This is a genomic window from Nitratiruptor sp. SB155-2 (assembly GCF_000010325.1).
Taxonomy (GTDB): domain Bacteria; phylum Campylobacterota; class Campylobacteria; order Campylobacterales; family Nitratiruptoraceae; genus Nitratiruptor.
This window is the reverse complement of sequence record NC_009662.1, coordinates 85,260-101,983: the sequence shown is the minus strand read 5'-3', so window position 1 is coordinate 101,983 and position 16,724 is coordinate 85,260. Positions and strand designations below refer to the sequence as shown.

General features: G+C 41.2%; 21 protein-coding genes and 1 tRNA gene. 8 read left to right on the top strand and 14 right to left on the bottom strand.

The genetic code is table 11. From position 1 onward, the window contains the following. On the top strand, nt 1-711 hold the full coding sequence (locus NIS_RS00590) for an ABC transporter ATP-binding protein (RefSeq protein ID WP_011979655.1): 711 nt from the start codon (nt 1-3) through the stop codon (nt 709-711). 24 nt (nt 712-735) lie between these two features. Here the strand turns inward: NIS_RS00590 and rplT are convergent, their stop codons facing one another. The 7 genes from rplT to glmM form a co-directional block, all read right to left on the bottom strand. Then, the gene (rplT, locus tag NIS_RS00585) at nt 736-1,086 is read right to left on the bottom strand and encodes a 50S ribosomal protein L20 (protein ID WP_011979654.1); all 351 of its coding nucleotides are present in this window, start codon (nt 1,084-1,086) and stop codon (nt 736-738) included. Nucleotides 1,087-1,164: 78 nt separating this feature from the next. Further along, entirely contained in the window at nt 1,165-1,359 is a 195-nt protein-coding gene (rpmI, locus tag NIS_RS00580) for a 50S ribosomal protein L35 (RefSeq protein WP_011979653.1), read from the bottom strand. A gap of 96 nt (nt 1,360-1,455) precedes the next feature. Continuing rightward, on the bottom strand, nt 1,456-1,989 hold the full coding sequence (gene infC / locus NIS_RS00575) for a translation initiation factor IF-3 (protein ID WP_011979652.1): 534 nt from the start codon (nt 1,987-1,989) through the stop codon (nt 1,456-1,458). Further along, nucleotides 1,986-3,827, bottom strand: a complete 1,842-nt coding sequence (gene thrS, locus NIS_RS00570) for a threonine--tRNA ligase (RefSeq protein ID WP_011979651.1) — start codon at nt 3,825-3,827, stop codon at nt 1,986-1,988. Before thrS ends, infC begins: the two co-directional genes overlap by 4 nt. Before the next feature lie 59 nt (nt 3,828-3,886). Next, nucleotides 3,887-3,961, bottom strand: a tRNA-Val gene (locus tag NIS_RS00565). 19 nt (nt 3,962-3,980) lie between these two features. Beyond that, on the bottom strand, nt 3,981-4,412 hold the full coding sequence (gene lspA, locus NIS_RS00560) for a signal peptidase II (RefSeq protein ID WP_011979650.1): 432 nt from the start codon (nt 4,410-4,412) through the stop codon (nt 3,981-3,983). Beyond that, the gene (gene glmM, locus NIS_RS00555; protein WP_011979649.1) at nt 4,412-5,749 is read right to left on the bottom strand and encodes a phosphoglucosamine mutase; all 1,338 of its coding nucleotides are present in this window, start codon (nt 5,747-5,749) and stop codon (nt 4,412-4,414) included. Before glmM ends, lspA begins: the two co-directional genes overlap by 1 nt. A 104-nt stretch (nt 5,750-5,853) precedes the next feature. Here glmM and rpsT point away from each other — a divergent pair, with 104 nt between their 5' ends. Together rpsT and prfA are read left to right on the top strand one after the other, a co-directional pair. Next, on the top strand, nt 5,854-6,126 hold the full coding sequence (rpsT, locus tag NIS_RS00550) for a 30S ribosomal protein S20 (RefSeq protein WP_011979648.1): 273 nt from the start codon (nt 5,854-5,856) through the stop codon (nt 6,124-6,126). Nucleotides 6,127-6,138: 12 nt separating this feature from the next. Continuing rightward, nucleotides 6,139-7,203 (top strand): peptide chain release factor 1, encoded by a 1,065-nt coding sequence (gene prfA / locus NIS_RS00545; protein WP_011979647.1) that lies wholly within the window; start codon nt 6,139-6,141, stop codon nt 7,201-7,203. Between the two features lie 8 nt (nt 7,204-7,211). On the opposite strand, the gene NIS_RS10420 is transcribed toward prfA, so the two are convergent. From NIS_RS10420 to speE, 4 genes are read right to left on the bottom strand one after another with little or no spacing between them, the layout of a single operon-like run. After that, nucleotides 7,212-7,937, bottom strand: coding sequence for a glucosaminidase domain-containing protein (locus tag NIS_RS10420; RefSeq protein ID WP_011979646.1), 726 nt, complete (start codon nt 7,935-7,937; stop codon nt 7,212-7,214). Then, nucleotides 7,931-8,683, bottom strand: a complete 753-nt coding sequence (gene dapF / locus NIS_RS00535) for a diaminopimelate epimerase (protein ID WP_011979645.1) — start codon at nt 8,681-8,683, stop codon at nt 7,931-7,933. Before dapF ends, NIS_RS10420 begins: the two co-directional genes overlap by 7 nt. Continuing rightward, nucleotides 8,670-9,275 (bottom strand): dephospho-CoA kinase, encoded by a 606-nt coding sequence (gene coaE, locus NIS_RS00530; protein WP_011979644.1) that lies wholly within the window; start codon nt 9,273-9,275, stop codon nt 8,670-8,672. Before coaE ends, dapF begins: the two co-directional genes overlap by 14 nt. Next, nucleotides 9,269-10,108 (bottom strand): polyamine aminopropyltransferase, encoded by an 840-nt coding sequence (gene speE, locus NIS_RS00525; protein WP_011979643.1) that lies wholly within the window; start codon nt 10,106-10,108, stop codon nt 9,269-9,271. Before speE ends, coaE begins: the two co-directional genes overlap by 7 nt. A 114-nt stretch (nt 10,109-10,222) precedes the next feature. Here speE and NIS_RS00520 point away from each other — a divergent pair, with 114 nt between their 5' ends. The 5 genes from NIS_RS00520 (at nt 10,223) to nosD (ending at nt 14,051) form a co-directional block, all read left to right on the top strand. Then, complete coding sequence (locus NIS_RS00520; RefSeq protein WP_041353944.1) at nt 10,223-10,447, top strand: hypothetical protein; 225 nt, start codon at nt 10,223-10,225, stop codon at nt 10,445-10,447. Continuing rightward, nucleotides 10,444-11,436, top strand: coding sequence for a phosphoribosylformylglycinamidine cyclo-ligase (gene purM, locus NIS_RS00515; RefSeq protein ID WP_011979642.1), 993 nt, complete (start codon nt 10,444-10,446; stop codon nt 11,434-11,436). The genes NIS_RS00520 and purM overlap by 4 nt, the downstream gene beginning before the upstream one ends. After that, entirely contained in the window at nt 11,433-12,134 is a 702-nt protein-coding gene (locus NIS_RS00510; protein WP_011979641.1) for a YdcF family protein, read from the top strand. The genes purM and NIS_RS00510 overlap by 4 nt, the downstream gene beginning before the upstream one ends. After that, entirely contained in the window at nt 12,127-12,702 is a 576-nt protein-coding gene (locus NIS_RS00505; RefSeq protein ID WP_011979640.1) for a DedA family protein, read from the top strand. Before NIS_RS00510 ends, NIS_RS00505 begins: the two co-directional genes overlap by 8 nt. A 122-nt stretch (nt 12,703-12,824) precedes the next feature. Continuing rightward, entirely contained in the window at nt 12,825-14,051 is a 1,227-nt protein-coding gene (gene nosD / locus NIS_RS00500) for a right-handed parallel beta-helix repeat-containing protein (protein ID WP_011979639.1), read from the top strand. Here nosD and feoB read toward each other — a convergent pair. The 3 genes from feoB to NIS_RS00485 are packed head-to-tail and all read right to left on the bottom strand — an operon-like array spanning nt 14,048 to nt 16,723. Beyond that, a complete protein-coding gene (gene feoB / locus NIS_RS00495; protein WP_011979638.1) occupies nt 14,048-16,168 on the bottom strand; it encodes a ferrous iron transport protein B in 2,121 nt (706 codons plus the stop codon). The two genes, nosD and feoB, sit on opposite strands and share 4 nt — an antisense overlap. After that, complete coding sequence (locus NIS_RS00490) at nt 16,156-16,410, bottom strand: FeoA family protein (protein ID WP_041353943.1); 255 nt, start codon at nt 16,408-16,410, stop codon at nt 16,156-16,158. The genes feoB and NIS_RS00490 overlap by 13 nt, the downstream gene beginning before the upstream one ends. Further along, the gene (locus NIS_RS00485; RefSeq protein WP_011979636.1) at nt 16,403-16,723 is read right to left on the bottom strand and encodes a hypothetical protein; all 321 of its coding nucleotides are present in this window, start codon (nt 16,721-16,723) and stop codon (nt 16,403-16,405) included. The genes NIS_RS00490 and NIS_RS00485 overlap by 8 nt, the downstream gene beginning before the upstream one ends. Nucleotide 16,724 lies beyond the last annotated feature (1 nt).

Sequence of the window (16,724 nt, the reverse complement as noted above, 5' to 3'; positions counted from 1 at the left end):
GTGGAAAATATAGGAATAAAAGTTGAAAACTTAAGCAAAACTTTTGGAACAGGAGAAGCGGCATTTACTATCTTGAAAAATGCCTCTTTTGAGATAAAAAAGGGAGAATTTGTTGCACTGGTAGCACCAAGTGGAGCTGGAAAAACCACCCTTCTTATGATGATAGGATGTGTGGAAAAGCCTACAAGCGGCAAAATATGGCTTGGCAATGATCTTGTGTGGAATGAGGATCACTGGAGTATTCCAGATACCAGGCGTATACGCTGTGAGAAACTGGGGTTTATTTTTCAAGCACACTATCTTATCCCCTTTTTAAATGTCATCGAAAATGTGATTTTGATACCTCTTACCAATGGAATTCCTCGAAAAGTAGCAGAAGAAAAAGCGATGGAGCTTTTGAAATATTTTGATATTGCAGATAAAGCCTATAATATGCCAAGCGAGCTTAGCGGCGGTCAAAACCAACGCGCGGCAATTGCCAGAGCACTTTCTAATGATCCGCAAATTATTTTGGCGGATGAACCAACTGCTGCGCTTGATATGGCACGAGCTATCGATGTTGTTAAAATGCTTAAAAAACTGGCAGTTGAGCAAAATGTTGCTGTGATTATGGTAACCCATGATGAGAGGCTTCTCTCCTATTGCGATAGAGTCTTAACGATTAAAAATAAAAAAGTGGTGGAAAAAAGAGAAGATGTGAAGATTATCTAAAAGCGCCAAAAGGCGCTTTGAAGATTAAAGTGCGGCTTTCGCTTTTTCTACAACTGCTTTAAAAGCCTCTGGTTCGTTCATAGCCATATCTGCCAAGATTTTTCTATCGAGTTCGATGCCAGCTTTACTGAGTCCATGAATAAATCGTGAATAGCTGATGTCATTGAGTCGGCATGCAGCATTGATTCTTGTTATCCAAAGCTTTCTAAATTCTCTCTTTTTCTGTTTTCTATCGCGGTATGCATATACGAGACTTCTCTCTAACTGCTCTTTTGCTTTTCTAAAATGTTTTCTTCTACCGCTATAAAAACCTTTTGCCTGCTTGAGGATCTTTTTATGTCTTCTTCTTCGAACTGTTCCTGTTTTTACTCTCATTCTTTACTCCCTTTACCTTTTTGAATTTTGAGGTGCCGTTTGACACGGACTTGACCCTGTTTGGGTGGAGTCGCTATCTTAGTATGTAGATATCAACTCGATTACGCGTGGCTCATCCACTTTGCTCACATAGTGAGGAGCTCTCAAGTGTCTTTTAGTCTTCGGGCTTTTCTTCGTCAATATATGGCTTCGAAAAGCGCTTCCTCTTTTGATTTTGTTTTTGGTCTTTTTGAACCGTTTTGCTGCACCGCGATGGGTTTTCATCTTTGGCATGGCTTCTCCCTTTATAGAATTCAAGGCAGAAATTATAGCCGAAGTTCTTGAATTTGAGATTAAAAAATATGGGTAGATAAAAAAGAGGAGAAGGGGTTACTTCTTCTTTTCCTCTTTTTTAGGTATAACGAGCATATTGACATATCGGCCTTCAAGATGGGGTTTCTTTTCAACAACTCCGATATCCTCGATCAATGGGATAATCTTTTCAAGTACCTCTACGCCCGCTTCAGGATGAGCCATTTCTCGACCTCTCAAGAAAACGCGAAACTTCACGTGTTTTCCTTTTTCGAGAAACTCTCTTGCATGTTTGACTTTATAATCAATATCGTTTTGGGCAATTTTGACAGAGAGTTTGATCTCTTTAACCTCTATTTTTGTCTGTTTTTTCTTGGCTTCTTTCAGTTTCTTCTCTTGCTGATATTTAAACTTGCCATAATCCATTATCTTACAAACAGGCGGATTGGCATTAGGGGCTATGAGGACAAGGTCTAAACCCTTTTGCTCTGCGATTTTCAACGCCTCATCACGACTAACAATCCCGTACTGCGTACCGTCATCACCTACACATCGAACCTCTGGTGCATCTATCTGTTCATTGAGGAGCACCTGATCTTTCTTCTTACTCAAAAGCGTACCTCACTTAGTTTCTCCTTGATTTTAGTGAAAAATTCACTTTCAGTTATATTATACTGCGTTTTTTCTCTCCTGTCCCTTATAGCCAAACTTTTGCTCTCAACTTCCTTATCTCCAATGATTGCAACCATAGGAACTTTCTGTTTTTCTGCATTTCGTATTCGTTTGTTGAGACTATCTTTGGAATCATAAATTTCACTATCTACGTCCATTTGCAATAGTTTATCCTGTAACTCTTTGGCATAGGCTACATGCGAATCGGCAATCGGAACAAAAATGATCTGCGTCGGAGCGATAAAGAATGGGAACTCTCCGGCGTAATGCTCGATCAAGATTCCGATAAATCGCTCGAAAGAGCCTAAAATGGCTCTGTGGATCATAACGGGTCTTTTTGCACTGTTGTCACTATCGGTAAATTCCAGCTCAAACCGCTCAGGCAGGTTGAAATCCACCTGGATCGTTCCACACTGCCATTTTCGCCCGATAGCATCGGTTATTTTGATATCGATCTTTGGTCCATAAAAAGCGCCGCCGCCTTCATCGATACCATATTCATGTCCATTCTCGTCAAGGGCCTCTTTGAGCGCTTGTGTGGCAATCTCCCATATCGCATCATCACCGATCGCTTTTTTCGGCTTTGTAGAGATCTCCATTTCATATTTGAAGTTGAAACTGCGCATTATCTCATCGACAAAACCGAGTACCTCTATAACGATATCTTTGATCTGCTCAGGTTTACAGAAGATATGGGCATCATCTTGGGTAAACTCTCGCACTCGGAAAAGTCCATGCAGTACCCCGCTCTTTTCGTGTCGATGCACGACTCCATATTCGAAAAATTTAAGTGGAAGTTCTCTGTAGCTTCTCTTTTTTGATTTGTAGATCATGATGTGACCGACGCAGTTCATCGGCTTGATGCCATACTCTACACAGGTCTCCTTTTTCGTCTCGTCATCACAAATTTCTGTGAAGTACATATTCTCTTTGTAGTTTTGATAGTGACCACTTTTTTTCCATAGATCACTTTTCAATATCTCCGGCCCACGTACCGGCTCATACCCTCGTTTTCTATGAGCAGCGAAAAGAAGTGATTCAAGTTTACTTCGAAGCCTGGCTCCTTTAGGAAGCCATATAGGAAGTCCTGCACCTACCTCTTCGCTGAACATAAAAAGTTCCATCTCACTGCCAAGCTTCCTATGGTCACGCTTTTTGGCCTCTTCGATCATCGTGAGATAGTCTTTTAAAGACTTCTTGTCAGCAAACGCCACGCCATAGATACGGGTGAGCATCTCTTTTGTCTCATCACCGCCAAGATAGGCTCCGGCTACTCTGGTCAATTTAAAATGTTTCAGATATTTGGTATTTGGTACATGAGGCCCTCTACAAAGATCCTCGAAGTCGCCCTGTTTGTAAATAGAAACCACATCGCTTGGAATCGATTTTAGAACCTCTTGCTTCAGATCATCTTCTTTGAACTTCTCAATTGCTTCAGATTTTGGAATCTCGTAACGGGTGATATCGAGTTTTCTTTTTGCAATCTCTTGCATCTTCTTTTCGATTTTCGGCAAATCCTCTTCACTGATCTTTTGAGAAGTTCTAAAATCGTAGTAAAACCCCTCATCCACTACAGGACCTACAAAAAACTTCGCATCCGGGTAGAGCTCTTTGATCGCCTGAGCCATGAGATGGGCTGTGGAGTGTCGTATAACTTCTAGTGCTTCGGGATTGTTTTCAGGATAGATTTTTTTTGCAGATTCTATATCGATATTTTTCGCTTGTGCAGTCTGGAGGTCTAGTATCTCTCCATCTTTTTCTATAGCTATCGGATCCAAAAAACTCCTTTGATAGTCATTTGTCACTGGCCACTTCTGTGGACAGTAACCAACGACTATGGTGGTCGCGAGAGGATTCGAACCTCTGACCACTACGATGTCAACGTAGTGCTCTACCCCTGAGCTACGCGACCAAATCCAAGTGAAATTATATCAAGTTTTTTTTAAATGTAAATAGATGAGAAGTACAACAGAAAGATCGATCATCACATCTGCAAAATTAAACACCGCAAAATCGAACCCGCAATGCCAGTAGACGTAATCGATCACTCCCCCGTAGACAAAGCGATCATATAGATTACCAAGAGCCGCCCCAAAAAGTGTTCCAAAAAGAATGGGATGCTCAAATAGCCATCTTTTTTTGATCAAATACCCGAAAAAAAATCCAACGATTGCCAGGATAATCCATTTAAGAGCGGGACCTAAAAAAGAGAGCAGACTAAAAGCGACACCTTTATTGAGCACATAACCAAATCTGATGCACTTGATCTCTAGAAAGGCCCCCTGTAAAAAGAGCTCTTTTATTGCTCTATCAATGAAAAAAATGCCAATGGCCATTAGTACAAATATAAAAAACCGCTTCATCAACTGAGTCGCTCTTTGAAAAATTGGATCAACTCTTCCATTAGTTTTTCAAGCTTTTTTTGATCTTTGCCTTCAAGGAGTATGCGCAATTTGTTTTCTGTACCAGAATATCGGATCAAAGAGCGAATACCGCTCTTTTCAATCCTCTTTTGAAGTTCTGGAAACTCCTCTATCGTTTCAAGGGGTTTTTTCTCTTTCACAGTCACATTTTCCATTTTGCTTGGATACAGAGAAAATGGATAAAGAATTTCACTTGCCCCCTTTTGACTTCGAAGCATATAAGCTGTAATCTGCAGAGCCGTCACGATACCATCACCTGTTTTTGAATAGTCTCCGAAAATGATATGACCGCTCGATTCTCCTCCGAAATTGATCCCTCTTTTTTTCATCTCGTCAAGGACATATTTATCCCCTACATTGCTTCGAACAAGCTCGATTCCCAGAGTCGCAAGATAGTCTTCGAGAGCTTTGTTGCTCATGACAGTGGCAACAATCGCATCGGCTTGAAGCATTCCCTCTTGCTTCAAATAGGTTGCCAGAGCACCGATGACAAGATCTCCTGGAACAATTTTTCCCTTTTCATCCACAACTACCAGACGATCTGCATCCCCATCCAGTGCAAATCCGATATCGGCTCTATATTCTCTCACCTTTTTGGCAAGCTCCCCAGGATACATAGCGCCACACTTTTCGTTGATATTGAAACCGTTTGGCTCATCGTTGATCACGAATACTTCTGCGCCAAGTTCACTAAATACTGTTGGAGCCACTTTATAGGCCGCACCATTGGCCGTATCGATGACTACACGAAGTCCATTGAGTGTCAAGTCTTTGGGAAAAGAGTTTTTGAGATGGACGATGTATCGTCCAATCACATCATCGATCCGCTTGGATGAACCGATATCCTGATCGGTTTTTTGATTTTCTTCTATCGTTTGTTCATCAAAAAAAATAGCTTCAATCGCTTTTTCATCTTCTGGCTGAAGTTTGTCCCCCTGATGGTTAAAAAACTTGATACCGTTATCATAGTAGGGATTATGCGAAGCACTGATCATAATTCCCGCATCGCATCGCAAATCTTCAGTCAAAAAGGCGATGGCAGGTGTGGGCATAGGCCCAACTTGAATTACATTGTACCCAACGGCGGTTAAACCGCTAACCAGTGCGTTTTCTATCATATATCCACTTCGCCTTGTGTCTTTGCCTACAACAATCTTATTTGTTCTACTATTTTTTCGAAAATAGATACCAGCTGCCATTGCCAGTCTCATGCTAAGTTGGGCACTTAGAAGTTTTCCCGCTTTTCCCCGAACTCCATCCGTTCCAAAAAGTTCCATTGCACTCTCCATAAAAGCTTAAAAGTATCTAAATTTAAAGAAAATTTAATATTAATTGGGGTAATATTCTAACCTAAAATACTTTAAAAAAGGATTGAAGAGCGATGGCAAATCATAAATCCGCACTCAAACGAGTTCGCCAAACAAAAAAGAGAACAGAACGAAATAGATTCTACCGCACACGAATGAAAAACATCATCAAAGATGTAAAAGAAGCGGTAGCAAGTGGTAACAAAGCAGCTGCAATCGAAGCATTAAAAGTAGCAAACAAACGAATCCATGAATATGTAAGCAAGGGTATCATCAAGAAAAACAACGCAGCTCGCAAAGTATCCAAGCTTCACAAACTCGTCAACTCCATGAACGAGGCGGCGTAACGCCCCCTTGCCATGCTGAAAGAGAAACTCCACCCCTTTATACAGCGCTACAATGAGATCAACGAACTTCTAAGCTCTCCTGAAATCACACAAGATATCAAAAAGATGACGGCTCTATCGAAAGAGCAGTCCGAAATAGAACCTATTGTGGAAAAAGCCAAAGAGTATATGAATATTCTTGAAGCAATAGAAGAAAACAGATCATTGATAGAAGATGAAGAGCTTGGAGAGCTTGCCAAAGAGGAGCTTAAAGAACTTGAACCGAAAAAAGAGCAACTCGAAGAAGAGATTAAAGTTCTTTTGATCTCAAAAGACCCCAACGATGAAAAAGATATCTACCTAGAAATTAGAGCTGGAACCGGAGGAGAAGAAGCTGCACTCTTTGCATCCGATCTTTTTAAAGCCTATGCACGCTATGCAGAAAAAAAGGGCTGGAGAGTAGAAATTGTAAGTTCCAGCGAGAGTGACTCTGGTGGCTACAAAGAGATCATTGCAAAAATAAAGGGACAAGGGGTCTACAGTAGGCTCAAATATGAAGCAGGAACTCACAGAGTCCAAAGAGTTCCGGAAACAGAATCACAAGGACGTATTCATACCTCCGCCGTTACCGTAGCCATCATGCCAGAAGTGGATGATGTGGATGTAGAAATCAACCCCAACGATCTCAAAATCGACGTCTACCGCTCCAGCGGACACGGTGGACAGTCTGTAAACACAACTGATAGTGCCGTTCGTATCACCCATATTCCTACAGGTATTGTTGTTGCAATGCAGGATGAAAAGAGCCAACACAAAAACAAAGAGAAAGCTCTTAAAATCTTGAAAGCTCGAATCTTTGAAAAAAGAATGCGCGAACAGCAAGAAGCTTTAGCAAAAGATAGAAAAGAGCAGGTTGGGAGTGGTGATAGAAGCGAACGGATCCGAACATACAACTTTCCTCAAAACAGGGTCACAGACCACAGAATCGGACTGACACTATACAAGCTTGAAGAAGTCATGCAAGGAGATCTTGATCAAATCATTGAGCCTCTTATTGCCCATTATCAAGCACAAAAAATACAAGAAGCGGGTCTGTAGAAAGAAGATTAGAGAGCCGTGACGTAAGTGGCTCTCTCTTCCAGTCGGTGTAAAGCGTGTTTTTTAATGATGGATCGAACAAGATAGTTGTATCTCTCACCTATCCCAGAGTAGTGTTCCATTGTCATAGCTGCCTGCAGTCCTGAAAACTGTTTTCCAGACTTTCTTGCCAAGTATCTAGCCATTCGAAACTCTTTGTAAGCCGCATGCCTGTTGAGATTAAGCATATACGAGGCAATGGAGTCTTGAATAGAATTGAAAATTCGTATCTTATGTTTTTGACCGGGCTTTCTGTTTTTTGGAACAAGCCCCTTTTTCCCATAAGTCCACTCTCCAAAAAGGTTATTGGCTTCTTTGGCAAACCGACTTTTCCCCCAGCCACTTTCCAATGCAGCTTGGGCCAACACTAATGAAACTGGAATCGCATCTATCTTTTGCAAGAACTCTTCCATATTTTCTCTGTTTTTGATGCGATATTTTTTCACAATTGCCTCAAATTTTTCTTTGAGTGGCAAAGATATCTCTTTATGTCGCTTCTTATATTGAAAATAGGCTATGATAAAGGCTCTTTCCATAAGAACTTTCTGGTTCTCTTTCTCCACAAGAGGCTTTAAAATATGAAAAAACTCCTCTTTTTGAATTTTTGTATCTTTGATCGAGTAGTACCACTGTGGCAGACCCGCTACCGCGAATGTTGCCAAAAATGCAAGTACTACGAATACTCTTCTTACCAAATACCCTCCTTAAAGGTTTCAAACACTTTTTTCACTCTTCCCTTGAAGAAGAGCTTTTCATTTTCGTATCGAAGCTGTAATTCTTCTCCACTTTTTGGAACCACCGTAACCGTAGGGTTTACAACCCCTTCTTCAAAAGCTCGTAAAAAGGTTGCAGCCATTCCGGTCCCACATGCAAGGGTCTCATCTTCCACACCCCGCTCATAGGTGCGGACCCCTACATTTTCCAAATCCCGGATTATACCATAATTTACATTAGCATTGTATTTATTTCTGAGTCTTTTTGACTCATTTTTATCAAACTGATTCAAATCTTCCACAAATGTGACAAGGTGAGGCACCCCTGTATCGATAAGCCACCATCGCTTTCCGTTTTCTTCAATCTTGCGATCCAAAATTTTTGGTTTTGTGAGCTGGGACTCTACTACATCCGCCTCCACACTTGCTTCAATCACACCGGCCAGTGTCAAAAAACGCATCTGTTTCGAAGCCAGACCATATGAGTAAGCATAGTGAGCTGCCGCTCTGCTTCCATTGCCGCACATTTCGGCTTCACTCCCATCGGCATTGTAAAACTGCCACTCAAAATCGTACCTGCTATGGGGCAAAAGGACGATCAGACCATCCGCTCCTATTCCTTCGTGTCTATGGCAAAGCAGTTTTGCAAGTTCACTTCTATCTTTTTTTACAAATGTGTGATAGATGACAAAGTCGTTGCCACTAGCGCTATATTTAACTAACTGCATACCTGTCCTTTATGAGCTCGACAAACTTCTCCACCTCTTTTTGTAGATGTTTCAGATCCTTGGAGTTGTCGATAACGAAATCGGCTAGTCGCTTTTTCTCTTCAATATCCATCTGTAAAGCGACTCTTCTTTTCGCCTCTTCCGATGGGAGTCTTTCTCGTTTCATCAACCGTTGGATCTGCTGCTCTTTTGGCGCATAAACCACTACCACTGGCGATATGTCGTAATTTTTTGTCTCAAAAAAGAGAGGGATGTCGATAATATAAGGAACTTTAAATCGCTCCTCTTTTTTGGCAAGCTCCGTAATTTTTTGTTTGATCTTTGGGTGCAACAGATGCTCTAAAGCTTTTCTTTTGGCACTATCATGAAATACCACTTTCCCTAGAGCTTTTCGATCCACTTTTCCATTCTGGACAAACTCTTTGCCAAACATTTTCGCTATTGCCTCCCAGGAGGCATCCAAAACTTGATGTGCCACCTCATCGGCATCAATGATATGAAAACCATGCAGTTTTAAAAGATTACAAACAGTACTCTTGCCAGTAGCGATACCACCGGTAAGAGCGATTGCGTGTTGAAAAGGGTCTACCACTTATACAGATCTCCAAGTTCTTGTTTTACGTAATTTGGAAGGACAAAAGAGGCTTTATGGATATCTGAGTTGTAATATTTGAGTCCTTCAATCAAGTCTGCTCGCTGCAATATCATATCCGCTGTTGGATGGTAGAGTTTGCTTCCCAGAATAAAATTCCAGTTGCATCCTGGATACATATACATCTCAAACCGATAGGGCATGACGATCTTGAAGAACTCTCCAATCACACCCATAATCTCTTTATGCAGCGGCATATCGATCCACCAACTCTCTCCTTGGGCCACGACGATACCATCCTCTTTCAACGCTTTAAAAACATGAGCATAAAAGGTTCTATTAAAAAGCCCTTCAGCCGGTCCTTCAGGATCGGTGGAATCCACCAAAATCAAATCATATGTATCTGCCGGTACATTTTTAATATACTCGATCCCATCTTCTATCAGGAGATTGAGTCTTGGATTGTCCCAATCGCCTATATTTGGAAAATACTCCTTGCAAACATTGACTACTTCTTCATCGATCTCTACCAAGTCTACTTGGAGTTCAGGGTGTCTGAGCAGCTCTTTCGCCACACCTCCATCACCACCACCGATTACCAACGCTCTTTTTGGCTCTTTATGGGTACACGCCGGTACATGCGCCATCATCTCATGGTAGATAAACTCATCTTTTTCACAGAGCATCCCATGCCCGTCTATTACCAAAATCTTGCCAAACTCTTTACTCTCATACACCTCGATAGTCTGATATTTACTCTTTGTCTCATAGATTTTCGATTCTACTTTTACGCCCTGTTTAAAAAAATCGTTATGAACCTCTTCGAACCACATAGATGCTCCATTTCAGATAAAATTTGTCTGATTTTAACAAAAATTGCTAAATTATACAAAAACTTCACCTGTTAAATGTTATAATTTATATTAAAAATTTTGAAGGGGGAGAATATGTGCGGCGATAAAATGCAACGAATCCTGATGGCCATCGTACTTGGATTTACCATGTATCTTTTTGCTATGGGAGTACAGGGAAACGCTTTGATGTTTAAAATAGCAGTCATTATCCAGACTTTTGTGATCATCATGCTTTTGATTTTTGCCTTTACAAATTTTTGTCCAAGTCTGTGGTTTTTCAATAAAATCTTTGGCAAATGCAACTGGGATGAAAAATGAGTATCAGCTATAAAGAGAGCGGTGTCGATATCGATGCGGGAGCGAAACTGGTTGAAGAGATCAAGCCCTTTGTCCAGGCCACCTTCAATCAAAATGTTCTGGGAAACATAGGAGGATTTGCAGGAGGTTTCGCCCTTCCAAAAGGATACAGCGAGCCTGTACTGTTCGGAGCCACAGATGGCGTGGGTACAAAGCTCAAACTCGCCATTGAAGCAAAAAAGTTCGATACAGTTGGTATCGATCTGGTAGCCATGTGCGTCAATGACCTCATCTGCAGTTTTGCCGAACCCCTTTTCTTTCTCGATTACTACGCAACGGCAAAACTGGATGTGGATGAAGCCAAAGAGGTGATCAAAGGGATTGCAAAGGGCTGCGAAGAGGCCCAGTGCGCTTTGATCGGAGGAGAGACTGCCGAGATGCCAGGGATGTATAAAGAGGGGGATTTTGATCTGGCTGGTTTTGCAGTGGGCATAGCTGAAAGAAGTGAACTTGAAAACAGACCGGAACTGAAAGCGGGAGATCCTTTGATCGCCCTTCCCTCTTCTGGCATCCATTCCAATGGCTACTCACTGGTACGAAAACTCTTCTTTGAAAAGCTAGGAAAAAGTTTGGATGATGAGTTTGAGGGTAAGCCTCTCAAAGAGGTTTTGCTGGAGCCTACAAGAATCTACGTACAAACCTATAAAAAACTCAAAAACCATATTAAAGCTCTAGCGCACATCACAGGCGGGGGCATCGTAGAAAATCTACCTAGAGTGTTACCGAACAATCTCAAAGCAGTGATCGAAAAACAAAAAATAAAGAGATTGCCTATTTTTGATTTTATTGCCCAATATGTGGATGAAGAGGAGATGTACAAAACATTCAATATGGGTGTTGGCATGATTTTGGTAGTTGATTCAAAAGATGTAGATGCTGTTTTAGCACAAAGTGATGGCTACATCATTGGATCTCTTCAAGAAGGTACAAAGGGAGTCGAACTTCTTTGATCTACATCCTATCCAAACTTTTTACTTATTCCCTTTTGCCCCCGGCACTTTTTGTCTGGGGCTTTTTTCTTCTTGGTTTCAAGCACTATAAAAAAGTTGCATTTATGCTTGCCCTGCTTTTATATCTATTATCCACCGATATTGCAGGCAGATGGCTCCTCGCTCCATTGGAAAACTGGAAGTTTGCGCCTTCCAATGTAGAGCCAAAATATGTTGTCGTTCTTGGAGGAGGCTATGATCGTGGAAAGTTCTTTCCTACATCTGCATCTTCTACAGAGCGAATCTTGACAGGTTTACTGACTGCGCAACAAAAGGGTCTCCCCCTCCTTTTTACAGGATTGGAAGCCGAGTATGCAAAGCGTACAATCCATACTTTACAAAAAACCTTTTCTTTGAAATTATCAATACGGTATGAAGTCAAAAGTCTCAACACCTACCAAAATGCTGCTTTTACAGCACAAAAACTTCCACAAAAATCGATCTGTCTCGTAACTTCAGCCTATCATATGCCAAGAGCATACAAACTTTTTAGACATTTTGGATTTTCGATAACGCCTGTTTCATGTGATTATCAAACAAAAGATGATATAAAAGTATGGGATCTTTTTCCATCTATGGAAGGCCTAAAAAAAAGCTATATTGCCATTCATGAATATGTGGGACTGCTGAGCCTGATTTTGAGGAATATCGATGATTGAACAAATCGCTTCTTTGCTTGTACATTTTGCCCAGCAAGCAGGATATTTTGGAGTATATCTTTATATGTTTTTGGTGGGCACTTTTATTCCCGTACCAAGTGAAATTTTGCTTATTCCTTCCGGATATCTCGCTTCCATAGGCGCAAAGAACTACTGGGGACTTCTCCTCAGTGGGGCCCTTGGAAGTTTGAGTGGGGCACTGCTGAACTATCATCTTGCAAAATGGCTTGTTCAAAAATATCGCCATAAAAAGATGATTCAAAAAACGATTCTTTTTTTCAAGCATCATGGAAAGATCTCTGTCTTTTTGGCGCCTCTTACACCAGGACTCGGGCAATATATCTCCATCCCTGCCGGAATTTCTCATATGCCTCTTGCAAGCTTCATACCTTTAACTTTTTTAGCCAACCTCATCTGGGTAGGGTTTATGCTACTGATTGGATATCTTTTTGGAGAAGGGAAAAAAGCACATAGCATGGAGATATGGTTCAGTTTGCTTTTACTAGGATTTGTTATTTTGACGGCAAGTATCTATGTTTTCAAAGAGCTGAGAAAAGAGAAGGTTTAAGAGCTTACCAAGCTCGACTCATAAGTGTATTTGAAAGATAACGCATCACAAATAGTGCAAAACAATCCGATTACAAAATGGTTACGTAGTGAAAAGCACAAAAATTTCGTTATGATAAATATATGGATAGCATAGTCGTACGATATCTCTTTATCTTTTTTACCATTTTGATATATAGCCATAGCGGTATTTTGCAAAATACAATCGATAACGCAAAACCTGGCTCCATTATCAATCTCGCTGGGGGCTCCTTCCATGAAACTATTGTAATCGATAAACCACTCACTATCAAAGCCAAAAATTGTACGATTGTAGGCGCTGAAAAAGGTAGTGTCATTACGATCAAAGCATCCGATGTACATATCAACGGACTTCATATTCAAGGAAGTGGCAAACGCCGGGACACAATGGATGCTGCAATAACGATGGAAAATGTCCGTAATGTATCTATACAAGATTGCACAATCGATAATGCACTCTTTGGCATTGTTGCACACTATAGCAATCATCTTATTTTCAAAAACAACGCCATTGCATCTTTCCTGGAAAAAGTTGTAGATAATCGTGGAGACTTTGTTCGTTTGTGGGGATGCAAAAATATCCTTATACAGAACAACCGCTTTTTTCAAGGAAGAGATCTCTCCATCAATCGATCGAAAAATATCTTGGTAAAAAATAATCAAATTGAACATGCAAGATACGGTATTTTGGCTATGATGGATCATAATCTCACAGCCTCAGCAAATAACATCCATGATATCTATGCGGGTATCTATCTCAAAGGTGGTTCGCGCATCACATTCGATCACAATACAATTTTCGATACACGCCTTGCAACGGGAACTGGTATTTTACTTGCACACGGCAAAGATATTTTCGTAAAAAACAACAGAGTCTATGGCTGTGCCCAGGGAATCTATATCGATTCATCTCCGGCCGAGCTTGGTATGCGTCGATATATTGAGCACAATATATTTTCCAATAACTTCACAGCTTTGCATTTTCATTCTGCCATTTGCAACAACACCATTACAAACAACGACTTTCTCGGTAACTTAAACGATGTGGTCAGGGATCTATCAAAAATCAAAAAAGCAAACAATATCATCGAAAAAAACTACTGGGATCGCTACCAAGGATTTGATCAAAACAAAGACGGCTTTGGTGATATCCCCTACCAAATCCTTCTCTATGCCGATAGACTTTGGCAAAACGATCACCACCTGCAGTTTTTCTATGCTACTCCAATCTTTTCACTTTTAGACTTTATCGAGCGTCTCGCACCTTTTAGCGAACCAGAAAAGCTTTTGGAAGACAGGCTCCCCCGAATGGAGCCAGTGAATCACTAAAGAAAATATTTTACTACCGAGTAGAGAAAAAAGGTAATAAAATAGGCTAAAACCGGCAAAAACAGCACTTCAAACACCATAAGTTTCCAGCCAAACTCTTCTTTGATGGCCGCCATTGTTGAGACACATGGAATATAGAGCAAAACAAAAATCATATAGGATAGTGCAGCAGCTGGTGTGGCAATCTGACTACGCAGTTTTTGCATCAGCAGGCTTGAGGTTTGCTCACTTTGCAGGGAAGCAATCTGCAGGGTTGTTATATTGAGTATCGAATCTTTTAACGCTCTTCCCAACGCTTTTACTTGATCCCAAAGATCATCGAGCCATGAAGTTTTAGCTACCTTTTTTTTCGCATTTTCCACACCATAAATAGTTCCAAGAGAGCCTATCACCACCTCTTTGGCTAAAGTCCCAGGAATGAGTGCCGCTACAGGCTCCCAATGCTCACCAAAACCAAGAGGCTTAAAAAGGGGAGCAATCTTTTGAGCAGTTCTTGCCAAATAGGATGTTTGAGGAGTGGATGAAGGAGGCAGGCTCATAATGGCCCATACAACTATGGAAGCTGCGACAATCACGGTACCGGCTCGCGTAATAAAATCGGCAAGTCTTGGTTTCATCGACCGCCATATTGCATGGAACGTCGGCATATGATAGGTAGGGAGTTCTAGAAAAAAAGGTTTTGAATCTTGCATTGGCAAAAGCTTGTTCGCCAAAAATCCAATCGCCAATGCAACAATAATTCCCAACAGGTACATCGATAAAATGATCAAAGCCTGATGATGCCTAAAAAAGAGTGCGGTAAAAAGGGCATAGATAGGCAATCTCGCACTGCAGCTCATAAACGGAATCATCAATGTCACGATTATGCGCTCTCGAAGCGAACTTAAAGTTCTTGTAGAATAGACTGCCGGTACATTGCAGCCAAATCCGACAATCAAAGATATAAAGGCATTTCCCTTCACTCCAAGCCCAGCAGCCAACCTATCAAGCAAAAAGCTCACTCTTGCCATATAGCCGCTCTCTTCCAAAAGAGCCATGAAAAAGTATAAAAAGGCTAAAAGGGGTAAAAAAGAAAGAACCAGCCCCACGCCACTCAGAACTCCATCTACAAGCAGCGAAACCATCCAAGGCGGCAAGGGATGCATGGAAGCTCTTAGATGAGGCCCTAAAAAGTTTTCGAAAAATCCACTCATCCAATCCACTATCGGAGCACTGCCATCGAAGGTTATCTTAAACATCAAAAACATAATCACTACAAAAAGAGGAATGCCAAACCATTGATGCAGTGCGAAATTGTCGATTTTATCACTCAAAAGGACTCTATCAATCAACGGTTTTTTGAGCACCTCATCTAAAATCTTGTCTATTTTTTGATATCTGTCTTGTACGATGAACTCTTTGACACTCATGCCAAAATGTCGTTGCAACCGCTCTCTTGCCTCCTTGGCTGCCTGCACGATAGAAGGGTCCATCTGCTCTACTCTCTTAGTGGCAAATTCATCTTCTTCTAAAAGCTTTATGGCAAAAAATCTTTTTAACTGGCAATCTTCCCTCTCCATCTTTTTGATCAAAAAGGCTATCTCTTTTTCAATATGCTCTTGATAAGGAATGACTTTTGGTTTTCTTTCCTCTTTGATTGCGTCATACATCTCTTTAACAAGCCTCTTCGTCCCTATTCCCTTGGATCCTATCGTGGGTACACAAGGGGCACCCAAGATTGCCTCTAATCTCTCAATATCAAGCGCATACCCTCTTTTGGTAAATTCGTCGAACATATTCAGCGCTACAACCAAAGGCTTTTGCAGATCAACGAGTTCTAATGTCAAATACATGTTACGTCTGATATCCGTAACATCCACAACATTGATAATGCCATCAATCTGTTCGGAGCAGATAACATTTCTTGTAATCTTCTCTTCCAGTGAATATGGTGTGAGAGTATAGGTCCCTGGAAGATCAACAAGATGGATCTTCTCATCGTGATAGGTAAATGTCACCTCTTTTTTCTCTACCGTCACCCCAGGCCAGTTACCTACTTGTAGATCGCTTCCGGCAATATCGTTGATGAGTGCCGTTTTACCTACATTGGGATTGCCGACAAATGCTACGGTGAACATGCTTTATCCTTAAAAAGTTCCACCTCAATTTTGTTTGCTTCGCTTTTACGCAGCGCCAAATAGGTATTGCCTATTTTTATCTCGATGGGATCACCAAAAGGAGCTATCCGAACCACCTCTATAGGAACCTTTGTAAGCGCACCAAGTTCTAAAAGCCGTCGTTTCAGCTCACCAATATCGCCGATTTTTTTGATGATCCCTCGCTCTTTTGGTTTCATCTGAGACAGGAGCCTTCTACTCATTGTTTTGTTCCAAAAGCCTTTCAAAAATCTGTGTCAGTTCCTCTGCACTCACAAGCCCCTCAGCCAAGATTTTGCCTTGACACTCTAACGTTGGATCTTTCCCCACACCCTTTTCGATCGATTTTACTGCATCCTTTTCATAGTGAATTCTCAATCGAAGCGGCATATGTTTGACAGAACAGACAAGCCTTTTGGCCAGTTTCACCCGCTCCGTATCACTTCCATGGATCGTTACATCAAACAAAGGCCACTCATCATGCTCTTCATGAAGTATTTCGCCCTCTTTAAGAGGATAACAATATTCTAAACTCATC